We start from the raw sequence: 25033 nt of genomic DNA on the forward strand, positions 1-25033 counted from the left end.
TGATCTCCGCCCAGGCAACGTCCTGACGTCGACGCCATGAAGCTGAGCGGCGCCCAGCTTGCCAATTTCCTGAAGCGGCCGGACGGCGCCGTCACCGTGGCGCTCGTGTTCGGACCGGACGACGGCCTGGTGCGCGAGCGCGCCGACCTCATTGCCAAGGCCGTGCTGGGCGACGCCGGCGACGATCCGTTTCGTCTGGCGCTCCTGACCGCCGACAAGATCCGGCAGGATCCGGCCCTGCTCGCCGACGAGGCCGCCGCCATGAGCCTGATGGGTGGGCGTCGGGTCGTGCGCGTGCGCGATGCCGCCGACGGCGTCGCCGTGCCGCTGAAGCATGTGCTGGAGACCGGCCGCGGCGACGCGCTGATCGTGCTCGAGGCCGGCGACCTTGGCAAGAGCTCGTCACTGCGCAAACTGTGCGAGGCGGCCGACACGGCCGTCGCCATTCCCTGCTATGCCGATGGCCCCCGCGAGATCGCCAGCCTGATCCGTGACACCCTGCAGGCCCAGCGCATCCAGATTGCCGACGAGGCGGTCGAGTATCTTGTCGGCAACCTGGGCAGCGATCGCGGCGTCAGCCGACAGGAGATCGAGAAGCTGGTGCTCTATGCCGGCGCCGGCGGCCGGATCGAGCTCCCCGACGCCGTCGCTTCGGTCGGCGATTCGAGCGCGCTCGAGCTCGAGGACGTGGTCTATGACGCGCTCGACGGCCGGACCGGCAACCTGGACGGCGCCCTCACCCGCCTGTTTCTCGAAGGCCAGGCGCCGGTGTCGATCGTGCGCGCCGTCATGCGCCATGCCCAGCGGCTGCATCTCTGTGCCGCCCAAGTCGCGGCGGGCCAGCCGGCCGACGTGGTGGTGCGCGGCCTCAGGCCCCCGATCTTCTTCAAATACACCGACCGGTTCCGCCGGCAGGTCGAGCAATGGCCGCTCGACCGGTGCGAGCGCCTGCTGAAGCGCCTGACCCAAGCCGAGCTGGACCTGAAGCGCACAGGCTATCCGGACGAGACCCTGTGCCGCCACCTGCTGCTCCATCTCGCGCGCCTCGGCCCTGCACGTCGCTAATGGGCTCGCCGCTGATCCGCGCGTTGGCAATCAACTGAATGGCGATTTTCGGCAATCAACTGTAATCGGCGCGGGTGCTCTCGCTCTTTACGCCGAATTAATTCCCGACCGACAGTATCCACTCCGATAGCACAGGGTGCCCGGCTGGCGATTATTTTCGCCTGCAAGGAATTTTGGGATGGAGGCCAGGGATGATCAAGCTCGATCGTTTGACGATCCGGACGAAGCTGCTGCTGCTGACCGGACTGGCCGTGCTCGTCGCGGCGATCCTCGTGGCGATCAGCGCCTATGACACGCGGGCACGCATGATCGAGGACCGCAAGGACGAGCTCAGATCCATCATCGGCGCGACCGTCGGCGTCGCCCAGAAGCTCGAGGCTGAAGTCCAGGCCGGCCACTTGACCCATGAGGCCGCCGTCGCCTCGCTGCGCCAGACCATCGAGGCGATGCGCTATCGGCCAACCAAGGAATATGTCTTCGCCTATCTGATGGACGGGACCAGCATCGCCCATGGCGGCAATCCCGCCCAGGTCGGCACCAACCGCATGGGGGTGAAGGACGCGACCGGCAAGCTCATCACCGCCGGCTTCGTCGAGGCGCTGAAGCATGCCGACGAGGCGTTCTACACCTACATCTACCCGCGCGCGAGCGGTGGCGAGCCGCTGCCGAAACTCACCTTCATCAAGCGCTTCGCCCCCTGGGACATCTTCATCGGCAGCGGCGTCTACACCGACGACATCGAGGCCGACTTCCAGACCATGATGGGCGAGATCGGTATCGTGGCGTTCGTGCTGCTGGTGCTGCTGGCGGCGGTCGCCCTCGTTATCTCGCGCGACGTGTCTCGCTCGATCGGCCGGCTCCAGCACAAGATGGCGGCGCTTGCGGCGGGCGATCTCTCCGTCACGATCGAGGAGGCCGCGCGGGGCGACGAGATCGGCCGCATGGCCGCCGCCGTGCAGGTGTTCAAGGAACACGCGCTCGAGATCGAGCAGTTGCGTCAGGCACAGGAGGCGACCGAACGCCAGGCGGCGGAACAGCGCCGGGCCGAGACGCTGAAGCTCGCCGGCGCGTTCGAGCAGACCGTGGGCGGCATCGTCGACGCGGTCGGCAGCGCCGCCGACGAGATGCAGCGCGAGGCCGAGAGCCTGTCGAGCAGCGCCCAGGCGGCAAGCGCCGAGGCCCGCGGCATCGCCTCGGGTGCCTCCGAGGCCGAGGGCAATGTCCAGACCGTGGCGGCAGCCGCCGAGGAGCTCTCGGCCTCGATCGCCGAGATCGGCCGGCAGGTCCGCCAGAGCGCCGATATCGCCGGCAAGGCAGTCCATGCGACGGCCCTCACCGACGACCGGGTGAGCGCGCTCGCCGGCGCCGCCCAGCGCATCGGCGAGGTCGTCGGCCTGATCCAGGCGATCGCGAGCCAGACCAACCTGCTGGCCTTGAACGCCACGATCGAGGCCGCGCGCGCCGGCGAGGCCGGCAAGGGCTTCGCTGTCGTGGCGTCGGAGGTGAAGTCGCTCGCGAACCAGACGGCCCAGGCGACCGACGACATCCGCCAGCAGGTCGAAGCAATCCAGGGCTCGACCGCCGAGGTCGTGACCGCAATCCGCGGCATTGCCGAGACGATCCGCGAGATGAACGAGATCGGCGGCGCCATCGCCGCCGCGATCGATCAGCAGAGCGGCGCCACGCGCGACATTTCCGCCAATGTCCAGGAAGCGGCCCGGCACACCTCGTCCGTTTCGGACGGGGTCGGCGCCGTGACCGGCACGTCCGAACGGGTCGGCGGCGCCGCCGGCCGCGTGCTCAGCGCCGCCCAGGGCTTGAGCGACCAGGCGGACGCTCTGAAGCGCCAGGTCGGCCAGTTTCTGGCGACGGTCAGGGCGGCATAAGCCACCCGCCGTCATCTCCGCCTGCGCGGGGATGACGGATAAAGGCAGCGCCCGCCTACCGCAGCCGCTTCAAGAGATGGTCGAGCTGGTCGAGCGTGCGGAACTGGATCGAGACCTCGCCGCCCGAACCTTGCGTCCGGATCTTGACCGCGAGGCCGAGCGAGCCGGTGAGTTCGCGCTCGAGCGCCAGTGTGTCGGCATCGGGCTCGCGCCCACCCCTGCCGGCGCCGTTCTTGTCCGACGCGGGCTTGCGGCCTTGCTGGACCAGGGCTTCGACCTGGCGCACGTTTAGGCCGCGCTCGACGATCTCATCGGCGAGCACCTCCGACGCCTCGACGCCGACGAGCGCCCGGGCATGGCCGGCGCTGAGCTTGCCGTCGGCGAGCAGCCCCTTGACCCGCGGGGCGAGACTCAGAAGACGCAGCGTATTGGCGACGTGGCTGCGGCTCTTGCCGACCGCGCGCGCCAGTTCCTCCTGGGTATGGCCGAATTCTTCCATCAGCCGCTGATAGGCCTCGGCCTCCTCGAGCGCGTTCAGGTCTTCGCGCTGCAGGTTCTCGACGAGCGCGATCTCGAGCGTCTCGCGGTCGCTGAGATCGCGGACGATGACCGGCACGTCGTGCAGCTGCGCCTTCTGCGCCGCGCGCCAGCGGCGTTCGCCGGCGATCAGCTCATAAGCGTTGTGGATCGTCGGATGCACCCGCACCAGAAGCGGCGACAGGATGCCCTTGTCGCGGATCGAGTCGACCAGGCCGGCCAGCTTCTCGTCGTCGAACACCCGGCGCGGCTGGTACCGGCCCGGATGGATCTGGCCGATGGCGACGGTGCGCGACGGCTTGCGCGCCGCCTCCGCATCGGACTCGACATCCTCGCCGAACAGCGCCGACAGGCCACGGCCCAGCTTGCGCGGCTTCCCCTCTTCCGCCATGACGCGGGACCTCGCCTCAATCTCGCTCAATGCGCGTAATCCTGTTCGCGATACAGCACCTCGCTCGCGAGGTGGATATAGGCCTGTGATCCGGCGCAGCGCCAATCATAGAGCAGCACCGGCTTGCCGTGGCTCGGCGCCTCGGAGATGCGCACGTTGCGGGGAATGGTCGTGTTGTAGACCTTCTCGCCGAAATAGCCGCGCACGTCGGACGCGACCAGGTCGCAGAGATTGTTGCGCTTGTCGAACATGGTCAGCACGACGCCCTGCAGGTCAAGCGACGGGTTCAGCGACTTCTTGACCCGGTCGATGGTGCGGACCAGATGGCTCAGGCCCTCGAGCGCATAGAACTCGCACTGCAGCGGCACCAGCACCGCGTTGGCCGCGACCATGCCGTTCAGGGTCAGGAGGCCCAGCGACGGCGGGCAATCGACCAGGACATAGTCATAGACAACCTTGAGCCGCTCGATCGCGTCCTTGAGGCGGTATTCCCGGCGCGCGGTCTCGACCAGCTCGACCTCGGCGCCGGCGAGCTCGACCGAAGCCGGCACCAGCTGCAAGCCCGGCACGGAGGTCGAGACCAGCGCGCCGCCGATCTCATCCATGCCCATCAGCACTTCATAGGTCGTGATGACTCGCTGCTTCTGGCTGATGCCGAGCCCGGTCGAGGCATTGCCCTGCGGGTCGAGATCGATCAGCAGCACGCGCTTCTCGGCCGCGGCCAGCGCCGTCGCCAAGTTGATCGCCGTCGTTGTCTTGCCGACCCCGCCCTTCTGATTGACGATCGCGAACACGCGCGGCGTCTTGGCGTTCGTTTTGCCGGCACCGACGATCCCGATCGCCTCGTTTTTACCGCTCACGAGTCGGAGACTCCACTTCGAGTATAACGCCTGAAGGATCGGAGAGGCTCGGCCGCTCCGTAACCCTCATGTGCCAGGATTTTCGCGCTTCGGTCAATTCATCGGCCTGACGCGCGCCCTTGAGAAATACGCATTTGCCCGCCGGTTTCAGGAACCTCACGGCATGGTCGAGCAATTGCGCGAGCGGCGCAAGGGCGCGGGCCGTCACCACGTCGGCCTCGAACGGTGGCACGGCCTCGATCCGCTTGTTGTGAATCGTGACTGCTGTGCCGGTAACCCGCGCTGCCTCATGGAGAAATGCGCATTTGCGCGCGTCCGATTCAATCAGATGGACGCGCGGGCCGCCGAGGATCGCCAGGATCAGGCCGGGCAGGCCGGCCCCGCTGCCGAGGTCGACGAGCACCTCCGCGGCAGCGACTCGGTCGTGGATCTGCGCCGAATCGAGAATGTGCCGGCGCCAGACGTCGCCGAGCGTCGCCGGGCCGACCAGATTGATCTTGGCGTTCCACTTGGCGAGCAGCGCCACATAGGCAACGAGCCGGTCCCGTGTTTCACGTGAAACAGCGGCAAGGACAGCGAATTCGGCCTCGGTCAGCGGCGCTGTCATGCCGAGGCGCCCTGCCCTTGCGGTGTTTCACGTGAAACACCGTTAGCACTGTTCAGTTTGATCATCTTTACGCCGAGAGCCGGAGCTTGCCGCGCCGCACATGCTTCAGGAGTGCCATCAGCGCCGCCGGCGTCACGCCAGGGATCCGGCCGGCCGCGCCCAGCGTCGCAGGCCGGGCCTGGCTCAACTTCTGACGCACCTCGTTCGACAGGCTGCCGACCTCGGCATAGTCAAGATCCACCGGCAGCTCCAACGTCTCGTCGCGCCGGAACGCGGCAATGTCGGCCTCCTGGCGGGCGATATAGGCGGCATAGCGGCAATCGATCTCGATCTGCTCCGCCACGTCCGGCCGCAGCTCGGCGAGCGCCGGCCAGACGCGAGCGAGCCGTGCCAAGTCCATCTCCGGATGGGCCAGCAGCTGAGCGACCGAGCGCACCTGTCCGTCTTCGTTGACTGCGATACCGTGACGCTTCAGCGCCGGTGGCGTCATGGCGAGACCGACGACCAGACTCCTGGCCTCGGCGAGCGCCCCTCGCTTCGCCTGCCAATGCGCCCGCCGCTCGGCGCCGACGCAGCCGATCGCGAGACCGAGATCGGTCAGGCGCCGATCGGCATTGTCGGCACGCTGCAGCAGCCGGTATTCGGCGCGGGACGTAAACATGCGGTAGGGCTCGCTGGTGCCGCGGCCGATCAGGTCGTCGATCATCACGCCGACGAAGGCATCAGCGCGGTCGAGCGTAAAGGCCTCGGAACCGCCGGCCGCAAGCGCGGCATTGAGCCCCGCCATCAGCCCCTGCCCCGCCGCTTCCTCGTAGCCGGTCGTGCCGTTGATCTGGCCGGCAAGATAGAGGCCGGGAATGCGCCTGGTCTCGAGCGTCGCCCCGAGCTCGCGCGGATCGACGAAGTCATACTCGATGGCATAGCCCGGCCGCAGCATGACCGCCTGCTCCAGGCCCGGAATGGTCTTCAGCATCGCCAGCTGCACCTCTTCCGGCAGCGAGGTCGAGATGCCGTTCGGATAGACCGTGTCGTCGTCGAGCCCCTCTGGCTCGAGAAAGATCTGGTGCCGCTCGCGGTCACCGAAGCGCACGACCTTGTCCTCGATCGACGGGCAATAGCGCGGGCCGGTGCCCTCGATCTGGCCGGAATAGACCGGCGCCTGGTCAAGGTTGGCGCGGATGATCTCGTGGGTCGCCGTGGTCGTACCGGTTATGTGGCAGGCGATCTGCGGCGTCGTAATCCTGGTCGTCAGGAACGAGAACGGCTCCGGCGGATCGTCGCCCGGCTGCATGTCGAGCTGGTTCCAGGCGATGGTCCGCCCGTCAAGCCGTGCCGGCGTGCCGGTCTTCAAGCGGCCGAGCGCGAAGCCGGCGCGGGCGAGCGTGGCGCTCACGCCCAAGGACGGCGCCTCGCCGACCCGGCCGGCCGGGATCTTCTTGCGTCCAATATGGATGAGGCCGCGCAGGAACGTGCCGGTCGTCAGCACGACCCGGCCGGTCGCGATCGTCCGGCCATCACCCAGCACGACGCCCGCGACCCGGCCTTCGGCATCGAGCGTCAGATCCTCGACCGCGCCCTCGACGATGGCGAGATTGTCGTACTCGGCCAGGATCTCGGTCATGGCCTGGCGATAGAGCTTGCGGTCGGCCTGGGCGCGCGGCCCTCGCACCGCCGGGCCCTTCGACGCATTCAGCATGCGGAACTGGATGCCGGCGCGGTCGATCGCCCGGCCCATGACGCCGTCGAGCGCATCGATCTCGCGCACGATATGGCCCTTGCCGAGCCCGCCGATCGCCGGGTTGCACGACATCTCGCCGATCGTCGAGCGCTTGTGAGTGACCAGCGCTGTATAGGCGCCGAGCCGCGCTGCCGCGGCCGCAGCCTCGCAGCCGGCATGGCCGCCGCCCACGATGACGACGTCGAATTTGGTCAAGGAATTCATGGCGGGCCGGACATTACGCTTTCCGACCCCCGCCCGTCGAGGTCGCTATTTGCCGATGCAGAAATCGCGAAAGATCACATCCAGCAGATCTTCGACATCGACCCGCCCGGTAATGCGGCCGAGCGCACGGACCGCCAGCCGCAGGTCTTCGGCAACCAGCGCCGGGTCCCGCCCGACAATCGCCCGGCCGAGACAGGCGGCGCATTCCTCCAAGGCTGCGCGATGGCGTTCGCGCGTCACCACCGGCGCATCGCCGCTGGCAAGCAGCCCCTCGGCCCGCACGGCGAGGGCCGCGACCAGATCCCCCATCCCAGCCCCCGTCGTCGCGGACACGCCAAGCCCATCGGGCGGCACCGGCGCCAGATCGGTCTTGTTCCAGACCAGCACGGTCGCGTCGTCGCGCAAGGCCACGAAATCGACAACATGCGCCGGCCGCGTCGCATCGAGCACGAGCAGGCGCAGGTCTGCGGCCTCAGCCCGCGCCCGCGCCCGGCGGATGCCTTCGGCCTCGATCGGGTCGGCACCGTCGCGAATGCCGGCGGTATCGGCCAGGATGACCGGATATCCCTCCAGATCCAGATGCACCTCGATCACGTCGCGCGTCGTGCCGGCGTGGGCCGAGACGATTGCGGCGTCGCGGCCGGCAAGCGCATTCATCAGGCTCGACTTGCCGGAATTGGGCGGCCCGATCAGCGCCACCGACAAGCCGTCGCGCAGGATCTCGCCACGCCGCCCGTCGGCCAGCCGTGCGCGGATCTCCCGCTCCAGCGCCTCGGCTGCCGCCCGGGCTGGGCCCAGCAGATCCTCGGGCAGGTCTTCGTCCGGGAAATCGATCGCCGCCTCGACATGGGCGAGCGTGCGGGTCAGGCGCAACGCCCAGTCCTCGGCGATCCGGGCGAAGCCGCCCGCCATCTGACCCAGGGCCTGGCGCCGCTGGGCCGCCGTTTCGGCCGCGATCAGGTCGCCCAAGCCCTCCGCCTGGGTCAGGTCAAGCTTGCCGTTCAGGAAGGCGCGCCGGGTGAATTCGCCAGGCTCTGCCATGCGGCAGTCGGCGAGCCGCCCGAGTGCCGCCAGCAAACCCGAGATCACGGCCGGGCCGCCATGCACGTGAAACTCGGCGACATCCTCGCCCGTGAAGCTCGCCGGTCCGGGGAACCACAGCACCAGGCCGCGGTCGATCGTCTCACCTGTCGCCGGATCGACGAGTGCTGCAAGATGCGCGGTGCGCGGCGCCGGCACGCCGCCGGCGATCGCGGCCAGGCTCGCGCCAGCCGCTGGCCCCGACACGCGCACAACCGCGACCCCTGCCCGGCCGCGCGCGGTCGCCGGCGCGAAGATGGTGCGGCCCGTCATGGGATGCGACCCGGCATGGCCTTGTCAGCCCGCCGCCGGCACCTGGTCCGGCGCAAGCCGCAGCCGCTCGACCGGCCGGCCGCCCACCAGGTGGCTTTCCAGGATCTCGTCGATGTCTTCCCGGGTGCGATAGCCGTACCAGACACCTTCCGGATAGATCACCATGACCGGGCCCAGCTCGCAGCGGTCGAGGCATCCCGCACTATTGACACGGGTTGCCGGCAGCCCCAGCTCCTTAACACGTACCTTCATGTAATCCCTGAGTTTTTCGGATCCTCCGTCGGCGCAGCAGCCGCGTTTATGGCCCGGTGGCCGGACGTTCGTGCAGCAGAAGACATGGGTCCTGAAATAGGGTCGCTCGGCCGTATCCATCGTCGCTCCTGGTCGTCCAAGCCGCCTTGGCCTGGTGCCGGGAAACCTAATAGGATGCGGCGATTGGAACAACGGCGGCATAGCCGCTCGAACGAGGTGCCATGGCATCGAATCAGCTCGCCGCCGAGACCAGTCCCTACCTGCTGCAGCACAAGGACAACCCGGTGCACTGGCGGGCCTGGGGTGCGGCGGCACTCGCCGAGGCGCAGGCGACTGACAAGCCGGTCCTGCTGTCGGTCGGCTACGCCGCTTGTCACTGGTGCCATGTCATGGCAGCGGAGAGCTTCGAGAATCCCGAGATCGCCGCGGTGATGAACGAGCTCTACGTGCCGATCAAGGTCGACCGCGAGGAGCGGCCCGACATCGACGCGATCTACCAGCAGGCACTGGCGCTGATGGGCGAACAGGGCGGCTGGCCCTTGACCATGTTCCTGACGCCCAAAGGCGAGCCGTTCTGGGGTGGCACCTATTTCCCGCCAGCCCAGCGCTGGGGCCGGCCCGGCTTTCCGGACGTGCTGCGCGGCGTCGCGGCGCATTACCGGCGCGAGCCCGACAAGATCGCCCGCAACGTCACGGCGCTGGCGAACGGCCTCGCGCAATCCTCGACGGCGCGCTCGGCCGAGGATGCGATCACCCCCGCCCTGCTCGACCAGATCGCCGAGCGTTTGGCCCAGGCGGTCGACCCGGTCCATGGCGGCTTCGGCCAAGCCCCGAAATTCCCGAATCCGTCCAATCTCGAGCTGCTGTGGCGCGGCTGGACGCGCGCGCGCCTCGATCTCTGCCGCGACCGCGTGCTCTTGACGCTCGACGCCATGTGCCAAGGCGGCATCTACGATCATATCGGCGGCGGCTTTGCCCGCTATTCGACCGACGAGCAGTGGCTGGTGCCGCATTTCGAGAAGATGCTGTACGACAACGCCCAGCTGGTTTCGCTGCTGACCGCCGCCTGGCAGGAGACCAAATCGTCGCTCTATGCCGCCCGGATCGACGAGACGATCGGCTGGGTCCTGCGCGAGATGCGGGCGCCGGACGGCGGCTTCTCCTCAACCATCGATGCCGATGCCGAGCATGAGGAAGGCAAGTTCACCGTCTGGACCGAGGCGGAGATCGACCGGCTGCTCGGGCCTGATGCCGGCCTGTTCAAGGCGCATTACGACGTGACCACCGCCGGCAACTGGGAAGGCAAGACCATTCTCAACCGGCGCAATCGGCCCGGTTTCGCCCATCCGGAGGTCGAGGCCACCCTCGCCCGCTGCCGTGCCGTGTTGTTTGCGGCCCGCGAGCAGCGGGTGCATCCAGGGCTCGACGACAAGGTGCTGGCCGACTGGAACGGCCTGATGATCACCGCGCTCGCCGAGGCAAGCCTGGCATTCGATCGGCCGGACTGGCTCGCCGCCGCGGCCGAGGCCTGGCGCTTCGTTACGACGCGGATGATGCCGGCAGACGACCGCCTCCATCATTCCTGGCGTGGCGGCCGGCATCACCCGGGCACGCTCGACGACTACGTCGACATGGCGCGCGCCGGTTTAGCCCTCCACGAGGCAACCGGCGACGACGCTTATCTGGCCCAGGTCGAGCGCTGGGTTGCCGTACTCGATCGCCATTTCGGCGATCCGGCCGGCGGCTATTTCTTTACGGCCGACGATACCGAAGCACTGATCGTCCGCACCAAGAGCGTCGCCGACAATGCCGTGCCGGCCGGCAATGGCACGCTGGTCCATGTCCTCGCCCGCCTCTGGGCGAGCACCGGCCGCGCGGAACATCGCCGGGCGCTCGACCGTCAGATCGCTGCCTTCGCCGGCGAGCTCGAGCGGAATTTCTATCCGCTCGGCACCTACCTGAACGGGCTCGATTTCGCCATGCGTCCCGTCCAGATCACGATCGTGGGCGCGCGGGATGCCGAAGACGCCAAGGCCCTGCTCGCCGCGGTCCATGAGACGAGCCTGCCCAATCGGCTGGTGCAGGTCGTGGCCGACACCGGCAGCCTGCCGGCCACCCATCCGGCCATCGGCAAGGCGCGTCTCGGCCGGGCCGCGACGGCCTATGTCTGCATCGGCGAGACCTGTTCCTTGCCGATCACCGAACCCGCGGCGCTTGCCGCAGCGCTTGCGGGCGTTTGAACCAGCGACGTCTTCTTCCTGCCAAGAGGCCTCTGATGAACACAATAACGATCGAAACCGGCGACGGCCCCATGAATGCCTATCTGGCCTTGCCGCCCAGCGGCCATGGTCCCGGCATCGTCCTGATCCAGGAGATCTTTGGCGTGAACCAGGTCATGCGCGATCTGGCCAACGCATTCGCCGCCAAGGGCTATGTCGTTGCCTGTCCCGATCTGTTCTGGCGCATCGAGCCCGGCATCGACATCACCGATAAGACCGAGGCCGAATGGGCCCGCGCCTTCGACCTGTTCAAACTGTTTCACGTGGAACACGGCGTGCGCGACCTGCGGGCGACGCTGGCGGCACTGCGGGCCCATTCCGCCTGCAGCGGCAAGGTCGGCGCGGTTGGCTACTGCCTCGGCGGCAAGCTCGCCTATCTGATGGCAACCCGCACCGACGTCGACTGCGTGGTCGGCTATTACGGCGTCGGGCTCGACGAGCTGCTGGGCGAAGCGGTCCATATCCACAAGCCGCTGATGCTCCATGTCGCCGGGCGCGACCAATTCGTGCCGCCGGCAGCCCAGGCCAAGATCCACGAAGTGCTGGACAAGCATCACCACGTGACAATCCACGACTATCCGTCGAACGATCATGCCTTCGCCCGGGTCGGCGGCGCCCACTACGATCCGGAGGAAGCCCATATCGCCAACGGCCTGACCGAGCATTTCTTCGCTCGCCACCTGTCCTGACAGCGGAGACGCAAACCATGGTCCACGCCATCCGCATCCATAAGCCAGGCGGTCCGGAAGCGCTGCAGTGGGACGAGATCGAGGTCGGGGCACCCGGCCCCGGTCAGATCCGTCTGCGCCACACCGCGGTCGGCCTCAACTTCATCGACGTCTATCACCGTACCGGCCTCTACCCGCAGCCCCTGCCCTTCATACCCGGCATGGAAGGCGCCGGCGTGGTCGAGGCAGTCGGGCCGAATGTCACCAGCCTGAAGATCGGCGACCGGGTCGCCTATGCCGGCTCCATCGGCAGCTATGCCGAGGCCCGGCTGATCCAGGCCGACCGGGTCGTCAAGCTACCGGCCGGCATCACCGACCAGCAGGCGGCCGCGATGATGCTGCAAGGCATGACGGTCCGCTACCTGATCCGCGAGGTCTATCCGGTCAAGGCCGGCGACACGATCCTGATCCACGCCGCGGCCGGCGGCGTCGGCCTGATCCTGTGCCAATGGGCGAACGCGCTCGGCGCCACCGTCATCGGCACGGTGTCGAGCGAGGAGAAGGCGGCGCTCGCCCGAGCCAACGGCTGCCATCACCCGATCATCTACACCCACGAGGATTTCCAGAAGCGGGTCGTCGAGATCACCCAGGGCAAGAAGCTGCCGGTCGTCTATGACTCGATCGGCCGCGATACATTCAACCAGTCGCTCGACTGCCTCAGGCCGCGTGGCCTGCTGGCGCTGTTCGGCCAGGCCTCCGGCACGGTGCCGCCGGTCGACCTCAATATCCTGGCCCAGAAGGGCTCGCTCTCCATCACCCGGCCGACGCTGCAGACCTTCATCGCGACCGCGGACGATCTCAAGACCACGGCTGAGGATCTGTTCGACGTCGTCTTGGGCGGCAAGGTCAAGATCTCGGTCAATCAGACTTATCCGCTGAAGAATGCCGAGCAGGCCCATCGCGATCTCGAAGCGCGCAAGACCACCGGCTCGACCGTTCTGACCGTCTGACAGCTTCGAAAAAGGCAAATAAAAACGGCGGCGTATTTGACTACGCCGCCGTTTCTATTTCGACTTGATCGAGAGATCAAGTATTCATCGCATCGAAGAAGTCGGCATTCGTTTTCGATTGCTTGAGCTTCTCGAGCAGGAACTCCATGCCGTCGACGACGCCCATCGGCATGAGCACGCGGCGCAGCACCCACATCTTCGAGAGCGTGCCCTTCTCGACCAGCAACTCTTCCTTGCGAGTGCCGGACTTCGTAATGTCGAGCGCCGGGAACGTACGCTTGTCGGCGACCTTGCGGTCGAGCACGATTTCCGAATTGCCGGTACCCTTGAACTCTTCGAAGATCACCTCGTCCATGCGCGAGCCGGTGTCGATCAGCGCGGTCGAGATGATGGTGAGCGAGCCGCCCTCCTCGATGTTGCGCGCGGCACCGAAGAAGCGCTTCGGCCGCTGCAGCGCGTTGGCGTCGACGCCGCCGGTCAGCACCTTGCCCGAGGACGGCACGACCGTGTTGTAGGCGCGGGCCAGGCGGGTGATCGAGTCCAGCAGGATGACGACGTCGCGCTTGTGCTCGACCAGCCGCTTCGCCTTTTCGATGACCATTTCCGCGACCGAGACATGGCGCGAGGCCGGCTCGTCGAAGGTCGAGCTCACGACCTCGCCCTTGACCGAGCGGGCCATGTCGGTCACTTCCTCCGGCCGCTCGTCGATCAACAGGACGATCAGATAGACTTCCGGGTGATTGTGCGAGATCGCATGCGCGATGTTCTGCAGCATCACCGTCTTGCCGGTCCGCGGCGGCGCCACGATGATCGCGCGCTGGCCCTTGCCCAAGGGCGAGATCAGGTCGATGACGCGCGTCGTCATGTCCTTGCGCGTCGGGTCCTGGTTCTCGAGCTTCAGCTTCTCGTCAGGGTAGAGCGGCGTCAGGTTGTCGAAGTTGATGCGGTGGCGGACCCGGTCCGGCTCGTCGAAATTGATCGAGTTGAGCTTCAAGAGCGCGAAATAACGCTCGCCGTCCTTGGGCGCACGGATCTGGCCCTCGACCGTGTCGCCCGTGCGGAGGCCAAAGCGGCGCACCTGACTCGGGCTCACATAGATGTCGTCCGGGCCGGGCAGATAGTTCGCTTCGGGCGAGCGCAGGAAGCCGAACCCGTCCTGCAGGATCTCGAGCACGCCGTCGCCGAAGATCGCGACGTCATTCTCGGCGAGCTGCTTCAGGATCGCGAACATCATGTCCTGCTTGCGCAGGGACGAGGCGTTCTCGATCTGCAGTTCCTCGGCAAAGGCGAGGAGCTCGGCCGGAGTCTTGCGCTTGAGTTCCTGGAGATTCATCGGTGCGGTCGCAATAGGGAAGAAGGAATGGGGAAGCCCGAGATGACATGAACCGTGCAAAGGGGCAGGACAGACCCGCCGGCATGCAACCGGACACGCTAGACAATTTCGGGAAAGAGACGCCGGAGACCCGGCTGCTTTGCTTGTTTAGGCGAGGTGCCCGCTCAAGTCAAATGCGTTGTGGAGACCTCTGCCTGTTCGCTGGGCATGCCGCTGGTCAAAAGGGTTTCACCACCACCAGAATCACGATCCCGATCATGAGGACTGTCGGCACTTCGTTCACCACGCGATAGAAACGCTCGGAATGGCGGTTCCGATCCTCGGCGAACGCACGACGCCAGCCACCGAGAAAATGCTGAACCACCAGCATGGCGAAAACAAGGCCAAGCTTGGCATGGATCCAGCCGTTATGCCAGTCGACGACGCCGGGTGTCGACAGCAGCAAGCCGCCGAACACAAGGGTCGCGGTCATCGCCGGCAGCATGATGCCGCGCGACAGGCGCCGTTCCATGACCTTGAATATCTCCGACTGGGCCGAGCCCGCAGGCGCCGCCGCGTGATAGACGAACAGACGCGGCAGATAGAGCATGGACGCCATCCAGGCGATCACGCTGATGATGTGCAGCGACTTGATCCAGGGATAGGCGGCGGCGAGAAAATCCATGCTATGACCCCATCTGTCCACAAGGGCAGCCGGACCGGCCGGTCGAGCAGATCCTGTGGCCGGCGCTTGACCGGATCGGTTCCGGTGCGGCGATCGCCCGGCGCACCTCATCGGCGAGGCCCGCAATGAAATCGGCGTCCGCGCCGACGGTCGGCACCCGGACATAGGCCGGAACGCCTCGCTCCTCGGCAAGCGTGCGATATTCGATGTCGAGCTCGACCAGCGTCTCGGAATGGTCGGAGACGAAGGCGATCGGCACGACCAAGAGCGGCACGACATCGGCGCCGCCACGCCTGACCTCGGCCTCGGTCGACGGCCCGATCCATTCGAGCGGCCCGACGCGGCTCTGATAGCAGATCACCCAGTCGAGCGCCGGCATGGCGAGCTCGGCCAGCACTGCGGCGACACTGCGTTCGACCTGTTCCTGATAGGGATCGCCGGCGTCGATCACCTTCTTCGGCAGGCCATGGGCGGAGAACAGCACGCGCGGCTTCAGCGTCGGATCGAACTGGGCGAGCCCGCGACGCACGCCGTTCGCCACTGCCGTGACGAAGCCGGCGTTATCGGGATAGCAGCAGAGCGTCGTCGTCGGCACGGTGAGGCCGACCCGGGCCGCCTCGCGCTGCCACTCGCGCACGGAGGAGGCCGTGGTCGTCGTCGAGAATTGCGGGTAGAGCGGCAGCAGCAGCACGCGGTCCGGCGCCCATTGCTTGACGGCCGCGACCAGGCCACGGGCGCGCGGATGCCAATAGCGCATGGCGATGAAGCATTTGAAGTCGAGCCCGAGCAATGCATCGAGCGCCCGGGCCTGTTCTTCGGTATTGGCCACGATCGGCGAGCGACCGCCCATATGCTCGTAGATCGATCGAGCGGTCGGCGCCCGCCGGCTCGAGATCAGTTGCGCCACCATCCAGCGCAACGGTTGCGGCAAGCCGATGATTGCCGGGTCGTTGAACAGGTTGAACAGGAAGGGCTTGACCGCGTCGAGCCGGTCCGGCCCGCCGAGATTGAACAGGATGATGGCGGTTCTCATGGTCGACCGCAAAGATGGGTCGGCCGATCCCGGAATCCAGCCCTGCCAAGCCAGGTTTGTGTGAGGACGGCCGCGCTCAAGCGCGCGCGGGCCGGCTCATGCGCACGAGTTCGACCAGCTTGGCCACGTGCTCGGGCGGCGTCTGCGGCACAATGCCATGCCCCAGGTTGAACACGAACCGGCCGCGGCCGAGCGCATCGATGATCGCGCGGACCCGTTCCTCGAGCGCCGAACCGCCGGCGACGAGCACCAGCGGGTCGAGATTGCCCTGGACCGCAATGGCCGGCTGCAGAACATCGCGGGCGAAGCCCAGCGGCACGTCCTGGTCGAGCGAGACGGCGTCGATGCCGGTTGCCTTGGCGTAGCCCAGGTAAAGAGCGCCGGCACCACGCGGAAAGCCGATGATCGGCAGCTTCGGATGCTTGGCCTTGAGCGCTGCGACAATGCGCTTCGCCGGCGCCATGACCCAGCGCTCGAACGCATCGCCCTCGAGGGCGCCTGCCCAACTGTCGAACAGCTGCACCACTTCGGCGCCGGCCGCGACCTGGGCGTCCAGATGGGCGATGGTTGCATCCGTCAGCAGGTCGATCAGCGCCTCGAAGCTCGTCTTGTCCTCGGTCGCGAACCGGCGGCAGGTCTCGAACGTCCGACTGCTGCCGCCCTCGATCATGTAGGTCGCGACCGTCCAGGGTGCGCCCGCGAAGCCGATGAGCGTCGTCTCGGCCGGGAGATCCTGCTTCAGGCGGGCGACCGTCTCATAGACCGGGGCCAAGCGCTCGACCATGCCATCGGGCACCAGGGCCGCGAGCTCCGCTGCGTTGCGGATGGGATCGAGCTTCGGGCCTTCTCCCTCCTGAAAGCCGACCTTCTGCTTCAGCCCCCACGGAACAACGAGGATGTCCGAGAACAGGATGGCCGCGTCCAGCCCGAACCGGCGGATCGGCTGCAGTGTCACCTCGGTCGCAAGCTCCGGCGTGAAGCACAGGTCGAGGAAGTTGCCGGCCTTGGCCCTCACCTCGCGATATTCCGGCAGATAACGACCGGCCTGACGCATCAGCCAGATGGGATGGCGGTCGACGGGGGCGCCGCGCAGCGCGCGCGGCAGCAGTTTCTCTTCAGTGCGCATGACGGCGGCGATTGTCGGCCAGCGTTGGGCCGCTTGTCCACCTTGCCATACATCTGAGGGAAGGGTTTTGATGGAATAAGGAGGTAGTGGTTGTTGATGGATGTGCGCAACGGGGATTACCGCTAACCTCGAATTCATCCACAGCCGGATAATCGATCGAGCGGCGTCGGCAGGACACTGTGGACCGATTTCGGGCAAGTCTGCGTCTAGTTTGAGAGAGCAAGAACGGTACGGGCCGGACGAAAGCTGGGGATAACGGGGATGAAATGGGCACTGCACCCGATATCCCCGGAGCACGGACCGGTCGGGCCGATCCGTCCCGGGGCGGATCAGTCCCGGGACGGACGATGGGTGGTCGGGGATTGAATTCGAGATCTTGGGACAACGGGGCAGTTATCCCCATTAACCAGGAAGTTTTCCACAGAGACGAGGAAACTTTTGTGACCGTAAACCGTTTCCACCTCCACCTCGTGTCGGACTCGACGGGTGATACGGTCCATGCGCTGGCACGCGCCTGCCTCGTGCAGTTCGAGGATGCCGAGCCGATCGAGCACATCTGGTCGATGGTGCGCACCAAGGTGCAGGTCGAGCGCGTCGTGGCCGGCATCGAGGCCAACCCGGGCGTCGTGCTCTACACGTTGGTGAACGAGCATCTGCGCCAGCCGCTGCAGGAGCGCTGCCGGGAACTGGGCGTGCCGGCGATCCCGGTGCTGGACCCGGTCATCGGCATGTTCGGCTCGTTCCTGGGCCGCCGAGCGCGCGCGCTGCCCGGCCAGCAGCATGCGCTCAATCACGAGTATTTCGCGCGCATCGACGCGATGACCTTCGCCATGACCCATGACGACGGCCAGGCGCCCTGGGGCCTGAACCAGGCCGATGTCGTGCTAGTCGGCGTCTCCCGGTCATCGAAGACGCCAACCTGCATCTATCTCGCCAACCGCGGGATCAAGGCGGCGAACGTGCCGCTGGTACCCGGCGTCCCGCTGCCGCCCGAGCTGTTTCTGGCCGACAGACCACTGATCGTCGGCCTGACCAACGATCCGGAACGGCTGGTCGCCCTCCGCCGCAATCGGCTGACGAGCCTGCAGAGTGATCCCAAGATCGATTACGTCGATCTGGATTCGGTGCAGTCCGAGGTCGTGGCCGCCCGCCGGCTGTGCCAGGAACATAAATGGCCGGTCATCGACGTGACCCGCCGGTCGATCGAGGAGACGGCGGCGGCGATCCTGAAGCTGTTCGCCAAGCGCCAGGGGCTCGACGCATGAGCCCGCTCGGCCCGCCGATTATCCTCGCCTCCGGCAGCAAGACCCGGCTCGCTTTGCTCGAACAGGCCGGGCTCATCGTCGACGCCGACCCTCCCGCTGTCGACGAGCAGGAGATGAAGGCCGCGTTCCAGGCCGAGAAGGCCCCGGCCGAAGCCTGCGCCGAGGCGCTCGCTGAACTCAAGGCGATGCGCGTCTCGCAGCGCCATCCGGGAGCGCTCGTGATTGGCGCCGATCAGATGCTCGATTTGGGCGGTGTCTGGTTCGACAAGCCGGCCGATCTCGACCATGCGCGCGCCCATCTGATGGCGCTCCGTGGCCGGACGCACCAGCTCGTGACGGTGGCGGTCGTCGCGCGCAACGGCTCACGGATCTGGCACACGATCGATACCGCGCGCCTCACCATGCGCCCGTTCAGCGACGGCTTCCTCGACGAATACCTGCGCCGGCTGGGTCCGGCTGTGCTGTCGTCGGTCGGGGCCTACCAGCTCGAAGGCCTGGGCGCACAGCTGTTCGACCGGATCGACGGCGATTTCTTCACGATCCTGGGCCTGCCGCTGCTGCCGCTCCTGGGTTTCCTGCGCGATCACGGCGCGCTTGCCCGATGAGTACGTCCTATCGACTGAGCGGCGTTCTCGGCTGGCCTGTCGGCCATTCCCGCTCGCCCCTGCTACACGGCCATTGGCTGAAGCGCTACGGTGTTGCCGGCGCCTATGTGGCCCTGCCGGTTCGGCCGGAAGATTTTGAGCAAGCGCTCCGGGCCCTGCCGCTCCTGGGTTTCGCCGGCTGCAACGTCACGGTGCCGCACAAGGAAGCCGCGTTTCGCCTGGTCGACCGTGTCGACCCTTCGGCCGCCCGGCTTGGTGCGGTCAACACGATCGTGGTCCGGCCCGACCGCACGCTCGAAGGGTTCAACACGGACGGCGAGGGCTTCCTCCGGCATCTCGAGGCCAGCGCGCCCGAATGGCGTGCCGCCGGACGGCCGGTCCTGGTGATCGGTGCCGGCGGTGCCGCCCGCGCGGTCGTCGGTGTCCTTGCCGACGCGGGCGTGCCGGAAATCCGCGTCGCGAACCGTACCGGCGCCCGCGCCGAGGCGCTCGCGGCGGAGTTCGGCCGACCGCTCATGGCCTGGCCATGGAGCCACCGGGCGGAAGGGCTCGCCGGCTCCAGCCTGGTCGTCAACACCACCCAGCTCGGCATGGACGGCTGGCCGGCGCTCGATCTGCCGCTCGACGCTATGCCTGCGGACGGTGTCGTCTACGACATCGTCTATACGCCGCTCGAAACGCCGCTGCTCGCCGCGGCGCGCCGGCGAGGACTTGCGACGGTCGACGGGCTCGGCATGCTGCTGCACCAGGCGCGCGCCGGCTTCGCGGCCTGGTTCGGCGTCGAGCCGGTCGTCGACGAGGCGCTGCGCCGGGCGGTGCTTGGGGAAGAGAGCCCATGATCCTCGTCGGGCTCACGGGCTCGATCGGCATGGGCAAATCGACGGCAGCCAAGGCGCTGCGCCGGCTCGGCCTGCCGGTGCATGACGCCGACGCGGCGGTCCATCGGCTGCTGGCGCCTGGCGGCGCGGCGGTGCAGCCGGTCCTGGCGCTGTTCCCGGATGTTGCGGATCCTGCGGGCGGCATCGATCGCCAGCAACTGGGCGCGCGCGTGTTCGGCGATCCCGCAGCGCTCCACCGGCTTGAGGCGATCCTGCATCCGCGCGTGCGGGCGGCGAAACGCTGCTTCCTCGCGGCCCAGGCCCGGCGACGGCAGCGCCTGGTCGTGCTCGACGTGCCGCTGCTGTTCGAGACCGGCGGCGAGCGGGAATGCGACGCAGTGCTGGTCGTCTCGGCGCCGCCGTTCCTGCAGCGCCAGCGCGTGCTCGGCCGGCCCGGCATGCACGAGGCCAAGTTCCGCTCGATCCTGGCGAAGCAGATGCCGGATCGCGAAAAACGCCAGCGTGCGCAATATGTCGTGCCAACCGGCCTCGGTCAGCGCTATAGCTTGGATAAGCTGAAAGCGGCGATCCGAGCGATCAAAGCGAAGCCTCGAGAGCGCCGTCGCCGCTAGAGAGAAACCATGCGCGAGATCTGCCTGGATACGGAAACCACCGGCTTCGACCCGGCCGAGGGCCATCGGATGGTCGAGATCGCCTGTGTCGAGCTGGTCAACCTGATGCCGACGGGCCGGGAGCTGCATCTCTATTTCGACCCGGAGCGTGACATGCCGGCCGAGGCCGAGGCGGTGCATGGCCTCACCATCGAATTCCTGACAGGCAAGCCCAAGTTCCGCGAGCTAGCCCACGAATTCGAAGCCTTCATGCAGGATTCCCGCCTGGTCGCGCACAATGCCGAGTTCGACGTCCGCTTCATCAATGCGGAACTCGTGCGCGCCGGCCGGCCGAAGCTTACTTGCGAGGTGCAGGACACGCTGCGGCTCGCCCGCACCAAGTTCCCAGGCTCACCCGCGAGCCTCGACGCGCTCTGCCGCCGGTTCGGCATTGACTTGAGCGAGCGCTCGAAGCACGGCGCGCTCATCGATACGCGGCTCCTCGCCAAGGTCTATCTGGAGCTGATGGGCGGGCAGCAACCGGGCCTGAGCCTCGCAATCGACAATGGCGCCGCGGTTGCGGCGGCGGTCGTGGCGCGCCGCGAACCGAGACCGGCGCGGCCGCATCAGGCGACGCCGGAGGAACTGGCGGCACACGAGGCGATCGTCGCGACGCTCAAGGAAGCGATCTGGCTGCATTGATCCTGCTGTTCTGGCCGATATGAAAACGGCGCCGGCCCAGAGGGCGGCGCCGTTTCTTTTTGGCCAACCGATCGCCGGCTCAGGCGTTGCCGGCAGTCTCCGCCTGCGCCGCCGCCTCGGCTTCGGCAGCCTTGCGCCGCTGCACCTCGGTGAAGTCGATCGGGTTGATGAGCAGCGGCGGGAAGCCGCCATCACGCGTCGCGTCGGCCACGATCGCCCGGGCAAACGGGAACAGCATGCGCGGCGTCTCGATCAGCACCAGCGCCGCCATGATGTCCTGCGACACGCCGCGGATCGTGACGACGCCGCCGTATTCGACCTCGACCAGGAACGCGACTTCGCCCGCGGTCCGCGCCTGGACCTTCAGCACCAGGACGACCTCGAACGTCTCTTCGCCCAGCTGGCGCGCCTTGACGTCGACGTCGATGCCGACCTCCGGCGCCGCCGACTGCTGCAGCAGGCTATCCGGCGCGCGCGGGTTCTCGAAGGACAGGTCGCGCAGGTACTGGGCGTTGATGACGATCGACGGGGCCTGCTGGCCTTCGCCGTTCGGGCCGGGGGCGGCGGTATCGGACATGGAACTGAGGCTCCGGGAAAGAATGGAGCCGGTGGGCTAGCACGGAACGGGGGCGCGGCTCAACCGCTCAACCATTTCCGGCCGCTGCGACAGCTCAATCTCGATCGGGCGGCGGATGGTCGATCCGCCGCTCCGGCGGCACCTCGTGCTCGACGATCTCGTAATCCGTCTCGATCACGGTCGGGCCCGCCTTGGGTCCGGTCCCATGAACCTCGACACGGACGAACCGCTTCAGCGCCCACGCGGTGGCAATCCGACGCACGGCCGGGATCAGCAGCAGAAGCCCGATCGCATCGGTGAAGAAGCCGGGCACGGCCAGGAGCACGCCCGCCAGTACCTGGACACCGCCATCGGCCGCGACCGGCAGCGGCGTCTCGCCGGCCTGGGCCGCGTCGCGCAGCCGGATCAGCGTTTCGAGGCCGCGCTGGCGGATGATCGCCATACCCAGCATGCCGGTCAGCACGATCTCCGCCAGGGTGCCGGCCACACCCAGGTAGGGACCGATCAGCACGAAGCCGGCGATCTCGATCAGCGGCAATGCCAGAAGGAAGGCCGGAAAACCCATGCCAATACCCATGCCGAAGCTTGTCCTTTCCCGAGCTTCCGCCTATGTCTCCGTGATGGACGGACGCTTTGCGGCGCAGCGGGGCTCGAGCGCCGTCCCATAATCCGTCTCTTGGGATGCGTCCATGGGCGATCAGGTTATCGATATCATTTTGTTTGCCCTGGTCGCGGGCTTTCTGGTGTTCCGCCTGTGGAGCGTGCTCGGCCGCCGCACGGGCAACGAACGCTCGTCCGTCGAGCCGCGGCGCCCGATGATTGATGTGACGCCGCCGCCCCCCGCCGACAATGTCGTGTCTTTGCCCGACCGGCCGCGCATGCCGCAGGCCCGCCCGCTGAACCCGCTCGACGCGGGCCTGGCTGAGATCGCCGGCGCCGACCCGCATTTCCGGCGCGATCCCTTCATCGATGGCGCGCGCCATGCCTTCGACATGATCGTGAAGGCCTTTGCCGACGGCGACACGGCGACGCTCCGGCCGCTCTTGAGCGACGAGGTCTACGACACGTTCGCCGAGGCGATCCGCCATCGGCTCGCGACGAAGGAGACGGTCGAGACCCGCGTCGTCAGCATGCGCGACCCGGAGCTGGTCGACGCCCGGCTCGAAGGCCGGACCGCCTCCGTCACCGTCAAGTTCGTCTCCAACCAGATCTCGGCCACGCGCAGTGCCGACGGCAAGGTCGTCGACGGCGATCCCGAACGCGCTGCCGAACATACCGATCTCTGGACCTTCTCGCGCAATGTGCGGGCCTCCGACCCGAACTGGATCCTGGTCTCGACCGGCCCCCACGAGTGATCGGCCCACACGTGATCGGCCCACCCGTGATCGGCTGGCGTTTCCTCCTCCTCGGGCTCGTTGCGGGCGCGCTCGCCGCCTGCGGCGCACCGAAGCCGCCGCCCGACAAGCTGGTGCTGACCCGCGCCGGGTTCGGCGAGCTGCCCGGCTGGGCTCAAGACGATCCGTCGGCGGCGCTGCCGGTGCTGCTCAAGTCGTGTGCCGTGCTGCTCAAGGGGACCGACGACCAGGCGCTCGGGCTTGCCGGCCAGGTCGGCGACTGGCGGGCGCCATGCGCCGATGCAGCCCAGGTCACGCCCGGTGACCAGGCGGCTGCGCGCGCCTTCTTCGAACGCGATTTCGTGCCGTTCCGCGCGGCCAACAACGACAAGACCGAAGGCCTGTTCACCGGCTATTACGAGGCCGAGCTGCACGGCTCGCTCACGCACGACGACCGGTTCTCCGTGCCGCTCTATCGCCGGCCGGCCGATCTCGTCTCGGTCGATCTCGGGCAGTTCCGCCCGTCCTTGAAGGGCGAGCGGATCGCCGGCCGGGTCGCCGGCGGCAAGCTCGTGCCCTATGCGACCCGGACGCAGATCGAGGCGGGGGCGCTCGCCGGCAAGGGGCTGGAACTCGCCTGGGTCGACAACTCGGTCGATGCCTTCTTCCTCGCGGTCCAGGGCTCGGGCCGCGTCATCCTGCCGGACGGGCAGGTCATGCGTGTGGGCTACGACGGCGAGAACGGCCAGCCCTATGTCGCGATCGGCCGGGTGCTGGCGCAGCAGGGCGTGCCGGCCGACCAGATCACCATGCCGTTCCTCAGGCAATGGATCGCCGACCATGGCACGGACGGCACGGCGCTCATGGACAAGAACCCGTCCTATATCTTCTTCCGCGAGCTCAAGGGCGACGGACCGATGGGCGCTCAGGGTGTCGCGCTGACGCCTGGGCGCAGCGCCGCGGTCGACCGCAGCTTCGTGCCGCTGGGCCTGCCCTTCTGGATCGATACGACCGATCCGGTCGAGTCCTCGGGGCGGCTGCAGCGCCTGTTCGTGGCGCAGGATGTGGGCGGCGCGATCCGCGGCCCGGTGCGTGCCGACCTGTTCTTCGGCTACGGCGCCGAGGCGGCGAACCATGCCGGCCTGATGAAGGGCCGCGGCTCGGCCTGGCTCATGCTGCCGACTGCGGCGGCGGCGCGCCAAGCGCCGGGCGTCTAGGGCGGCGGCGTATCGTCGGAGCATTTGGGCAATTGCAATTGTCCCGGAGCTGACACAGGGTACTGGCCGGTTTGAACCGCCGGGGTTTTTTCTAGATGGCGCCGTCAAAGCCGCGGGTCGCGTTGTTCGTTACGTGCCTCGTTGATCTGTTCCGCCCGACTGTCGGCTTCGCTGCCGTCAAATTGCTCGAGGACGCAGGCTGCATCGTCGAGGTGCCGCCGACCCAGACCTGCTGCGGCCAGCCGGCCTATAATTCCGGCGACCGGGCCGATACCAAGGCGATCGCCCGCGCCGTGATCGACGCGTTCGAGGACTACGACTATGTCGTGGCGCCGTCCGGTTCCTGTGCCGGCATGATCCACGAGCATTACGCCCGCCTGTTCGAGGACGAGCCGGCGATGTTCCAGCGCGCCCAGCACCTGGGCAACCGCACGCACGAGCTGGTGTCGTTCCTGGTCGACGTCAGGGGCATGACCGCGGTCCACGCCCACTACGACGGGGTCGCGACCTACCATGATTCCTGCTCCGGCCTGCGCGAGCTCGGCGTCAAGCAGCAGCCGCGCGCGCTCTTGAAATCGGTCGAGGGCCTGAGTCTCAAGGAACTGCCAGGGGCCGAGATTTGCTGCGGCTTCGGCGGCACCTTCTGCATCAAGTATCCCGACATTTCGAACCGCATGGTCGGCGACAAGACGGCCGACGTCGTCGCGACCGGTGCCGACACGCTGCTCGCCGGCGACATGGGCTGTCTCATGAACATGGCCGGCAAGTTGAGCCGCGACGGCCAGCCGATCGCGGTGCGCCATGTCGCCGAGGTGCTGGCGGACATGGCCCATGACGCGCCGCCGATCGCCAGCAACCAGCCGGCCAGCGGGCACCAGGACCGGCACTGAGGAGCAGG

Annotated in this window: 25 protein-coding genes; 13 read left to right on the top strand and 12 right to left on the bottom strand. The window is 67.4% G+C overall.

Features of this window, described 5'->3' with window-relative positions; all coding sequences use genetic code 11:
* The first annotated feature begins 36 nt into the window (after positions 1-36).
* Entirely contained in the window at positions 37-1065 is a 1029-nt protein-coding gene (holA, locus tag IEY58_RS21690) for a DNA polymerase III subunit delta (RefSeq protein ID WP_189049683.1), read from the top strand.
* A gap of 191 nt (positions 1066-1256) precedes the next feature.
* On the top strand, positions 1257-2951 hold the full coding sequence (locus IEY58_RS21695; protein WP_189049685.1) for a methyl-accepting chemotaxis protein: 1695 nt from the start codon (positions 1257-1259) through the stop codon (positions 2949-2951).
* Positions 2952-3006: 55 nt separating this feature from the next.
* On the opposite strand, the gene IEY58_RS21700 is transcribed toward IEY58_RS21695, so the two are convergent.
* From IEY58_RS21700 to IEY58_RS21725, 6 genes are all read right to left on the bottom strand, one after another.
* Positions 3007-3909: a ParB/RepB/Spo0J family partition protein gene (locus tag IEY58_RS21700; protein ID WP_229743869.1), complete on the bottom strand. Its 903-nt coding sequence runs from the start codon at positions 3907-3909 to the stop codon at positions 3007-3009.
* Positions 3906-4712 (bottom strand): ParA family protein, encoded by an 807-nt coding sequence (locus tag IEY58_RS21705; RefSeq protein WP_189050091.1) that lies wholly within the window; start codon positions 4710-4712, stop codon positions 3906-3908. Before IEY58_RS21705 ends, IEY58_RS21700 begins: the two co-directional genes overlap by 4 nt.
* Before the next feature lie 16 nt (positions 4713-4728).
* Positions 4729-5334: a 16S rRNA (guanine(527)-N(7))-methyltransferase RsmG gene (gene rsmG, locus IEY58_RS21710; protein WP_407648429.1), complete on the bottom strand. Its 606-nt coding sequence runs from the start codon at positions 5332-5334 to the stop codon at positions 4729-4731.
* A 79-nt stretch (positions 5335-5413) separates the two neighbouring features.
* Positions 5414-7288, bottom strand: coding sequence for a tRNA uridine-5-carboxymethylaminomethyl(34) synthesis enzyme MnmG (mnmG, locus tag IEY58_RS21715; protein ID WP_189049689.1), 1875 nt, complete (start codon positions 7286-7288; stop codon positions 5414-5416).
* A 45-nt stretch (positions 7289-7333) separates the two neighbouring features.
* Positions 7334-8641 (bottom strand): tRNA uridine-5-carboxymethylaminomethyl(34) synthesis GTPase MnmE, encoded by a 1308-nt coding sequence (gene mnmE, locus IEY58_RS21720; RefSeq protein WP_189049691.1) that lies wholly within the window; start codon positions 8639-8641, stop codon positions 7334-7336.
* 24 nt (positions 8642-8665) lie between these two features.
* Positions 8666-9013, bottom strand: coding sequence for a (2Fe-2S) ferredoxin domain-containing protein (locus IEY58_RS21725; protein WP_189049693.1), 348 nt, complete (start codon positions 9011-9013; stop codon positions 8666-8668).
* A 101-nt stretch (positions 9014-9114) separates the two neighbouring features.
* Between IEY58_RS21725 and IEY58_RS21730 the strand changes: the two genes are divergently transcribed.
* Genes IEY58_RS21730 through IEY58_RS21740 form a run of 3 tightly spaced genes read left to right on the top strand, consistent with a single transcriptional unit; the run spans position 9115 to position 12850 of the window.
* Positions 9115-11133: a thioredoxin domain-containing protein gene (locus IEY58_RS21730; RefSeq protein ID WP_189049695.1), complete on the top strand. Its 2019-nt coding sequence runs from the start codon at positions 9115-9117 to the stop codon at positions 11131-11133.
* Positions 11134-11168: 35 nt separating this feature from the next.
* On the top strand, positions 11169-11861 hold the full coding sequence (locus IEY58_RS21735) for a dienelactone hydrolase family protein (RefSeq protein WP_229743870.1): 693 nt from the start codon (positions 11169-11171) through the stop codon (positions 11859-11861).
* Positions 11862-11878: 17 nt separating this feature from the next.
* Positions 11879-12850, top strand: a complete 972-nt coding sequence (locus IEY58_RS21740; RefSeq protein ID WP_189049697.1) for a quinone oxidoreductase family protein — start codon at positions 11879-11881, stop codon at positions 12848-12850.
* Positions 12851-12926: 76 nt separating this feature from the next.
* Here the strand turns inward: IEY58_RS21740 and rho are convergent, their stop codons facing one another.
* From rho to hemE, 4 genes are all read right to left on the bottom strand, one after another.
* Complete coding sequence (gene rho, locus IEY58_RS21745; RefSeq protein ID WP_189049699.1) at positions 12927-14183, bottom strand: transcription termination factor Rho; 1257 nt, start codon at positions 14181-14183, stop codon at positions 12927-12929.
* 217 nt (positions 14184-14400) lie between these two features.
* Positions 14401-14847 (bottom strand): protoporphyrinogen oxidase HemJ, encoded by a 447-nt coding sequence (gene hemJ / locus IEY58_RS21750; protein ID WP_189049700.1) that lies wholly within the window; start codon positions 14845-14847, stop codon positions 14401-14403.
* 1 nt (position 14848) lies between these two features.
* Positions 14849-15880 (bottom strand): ferrochelatase, encoded by a 1032-nt coding sequence (hemH, locus tag IEY58_RS21755; RefSeq protein WP_189049702.1) that lies wholly within the window; start codon positions 15878-15880, stop codon positions 14849-14851.
* 76 nt (positions 15881-15956) lie between these two features.
* Positions 15957-17006: a uroporphyrinogen decarboxylase gene (gene hemE / locus IEY58_RS21760; RefSeq protein ID WP_407648420.1), complete on the bottom strand. Its 1050-nt coding sequence runs from the start codon at positions 17004-17006 to the stop codon at positions 15957-15959.
* A gap of 440 nt (positions 17007-17446) precedes the next feature.
* On the opposite strand from hemE, the gene IEY58_RS21765 reads away from it, so the two are divergent.
* The 5 genes from IEY58_RS21765 to dnaQ are packed head-to-tail and all read left to right on the top strand — an operon-like array spanning position 17447 to position 21007.
* Positions 17447-18271 carry a pyruvate, water dikinase regulatory protein gene (locus IEY58_RS21765; RefSeq protein WP_229743871.1) on the top strand — a complete coding sequence of 275 codons (825 nt, stop codon included), beginning with the start codon at positions 17447-17449 and terminating at the stop codon, positions 18269-18271.
* Complete coding sequence (locus IEY58_RS21770) at positions 18268-18876, top strand: Maf family protein (RefSeq protein ID WP_189049706.1); 609 nt, start codon at positions 18268-18270, stop codon at positions 18874-18876. The genes IEY58_RS21765 and IEY58_RS21770 overlap by 4 nt, the downstream gene beginning before the upstream one ends.
* Complete coding sequence (locus IEY58_RS21775; RefSeq protein ID WP_189049708.1) at positions 18873-19715, top strand: shikimate dehydrogenase; 843 nt, start codon at positions 18873-18875, stop codon at positions 19713-19715. The genes IEY58_RS21770 and IEY58_RS21775 overlap by 4 nt, the downstream gene beginning before the upstream one ends.
* A complete protein-coding gene (gene coaE, locus IEY58_RS21780; protein WP_189049710.1) occupies positions 19712-20326 on the top strand; it encodes a dephospho-CoA kinase in 615 nt (204 codons plus the stop codon). Before IEY58_RS21775 ends, coaE begins: the two co-directional genes overlap by 4 nt.
* Positions 20327-20335: 9 nt before the next feature.
* The gene (gene dnaQ, locus IEY58_RS21785; protein WP_189049712.1) at positions 20336-21007 is read left to right on the top strand and encodes a DNA polymerase III subunit epsilon; all 672 of its coding nucleotides are present in this window, start codon (positions 20336-20338) and stop codon (positions 21005-21007) included.
* Between the two features lie 79 nt (positions 21008-21086).
* Here dnaQ and secB read toward each other — a convergent pair whose 3' ends face one another.
* Both secB and IEY58_RS21795 read right to left on the bottom strand, forming a co-directional pair.
* The gene (gene secB, locus IEY58_RS21790) at positions 21087-21584 is read right to left on the bottom strand and encodes a protein-export chaperone SecB (RefSeq protein WP_189049714.1); all 498 of its coding nucleotides are present in this window, start codon (positions 21582-21584) and stop codon (positions 21087-21089) included.
* Positions 21585-21678: 94 nt separating this feature from the next.
* Complete coding sequence (locus tag IEY58_RS21795; RefSeq protein ID WP_189049716.1) at positions 21679-22161, bottom strand: FxsA family protein; 483 nt, start codon at positions 22159-22161, stop codon at positions 21679-21681.
* Positions 22162-22273: 112 nt separating this feature from the next.
* Here IEY58_RS21795 and IEY58_RS21800 point away from each other — a divergent pair, with 112 nt between their 5' ends.
* The 3 genes from IEY58_RS21800 (at position 22274) to IEY58_RS21810 (ending at position 25025) form a co-directional block, all read left to right on the top strand.
* Positions 22274-22939 (top strand): Tim44/TimA family putative adaptor protein, encoded by a 666-nt coding sequence (locus IEY58_RS21800; protein WP_189049718.1) that lies wholly within the window; start codon positions 22274-22276, stop codon positions 22937-22939.
* Between the two features lie 11 nt (positions 22940-22950).
* Positions 22951-24135 (top strand): murein transglycosylase A, encoded by a 1185-nt coding sequence (gene mltA / locus IEY58_RS21805; protein WP_189049720.1) that lies wholly within the window; start codon positions 22951-22953, stop codon positions 24133-24135.
* A 95-nt stretch (positions 24136-24230) separates the two neighbouring features.
* Complete coding sequence (locus IEY58_RS21810) at positions 24231-25025, top strand: (Fe-S)-binding protein (RefSeq protein WP_189049722.1); 795 nt, start codon at positions 24231-24233, stop codon at positions 25023-25025.
* Positions 25026-25033 lie beyond the last annotated feature (8 nt).

This window comes from Aliidongia dinghuensis, from assembly GCF_014643535.1.
Taxonomy (GTDB): Bacteria; Pseudomonadota; Alphaproteobacteria; order ATCC43930; family CGMCC-115725; genus Aliidongia; species Aliidongia dinghuensis.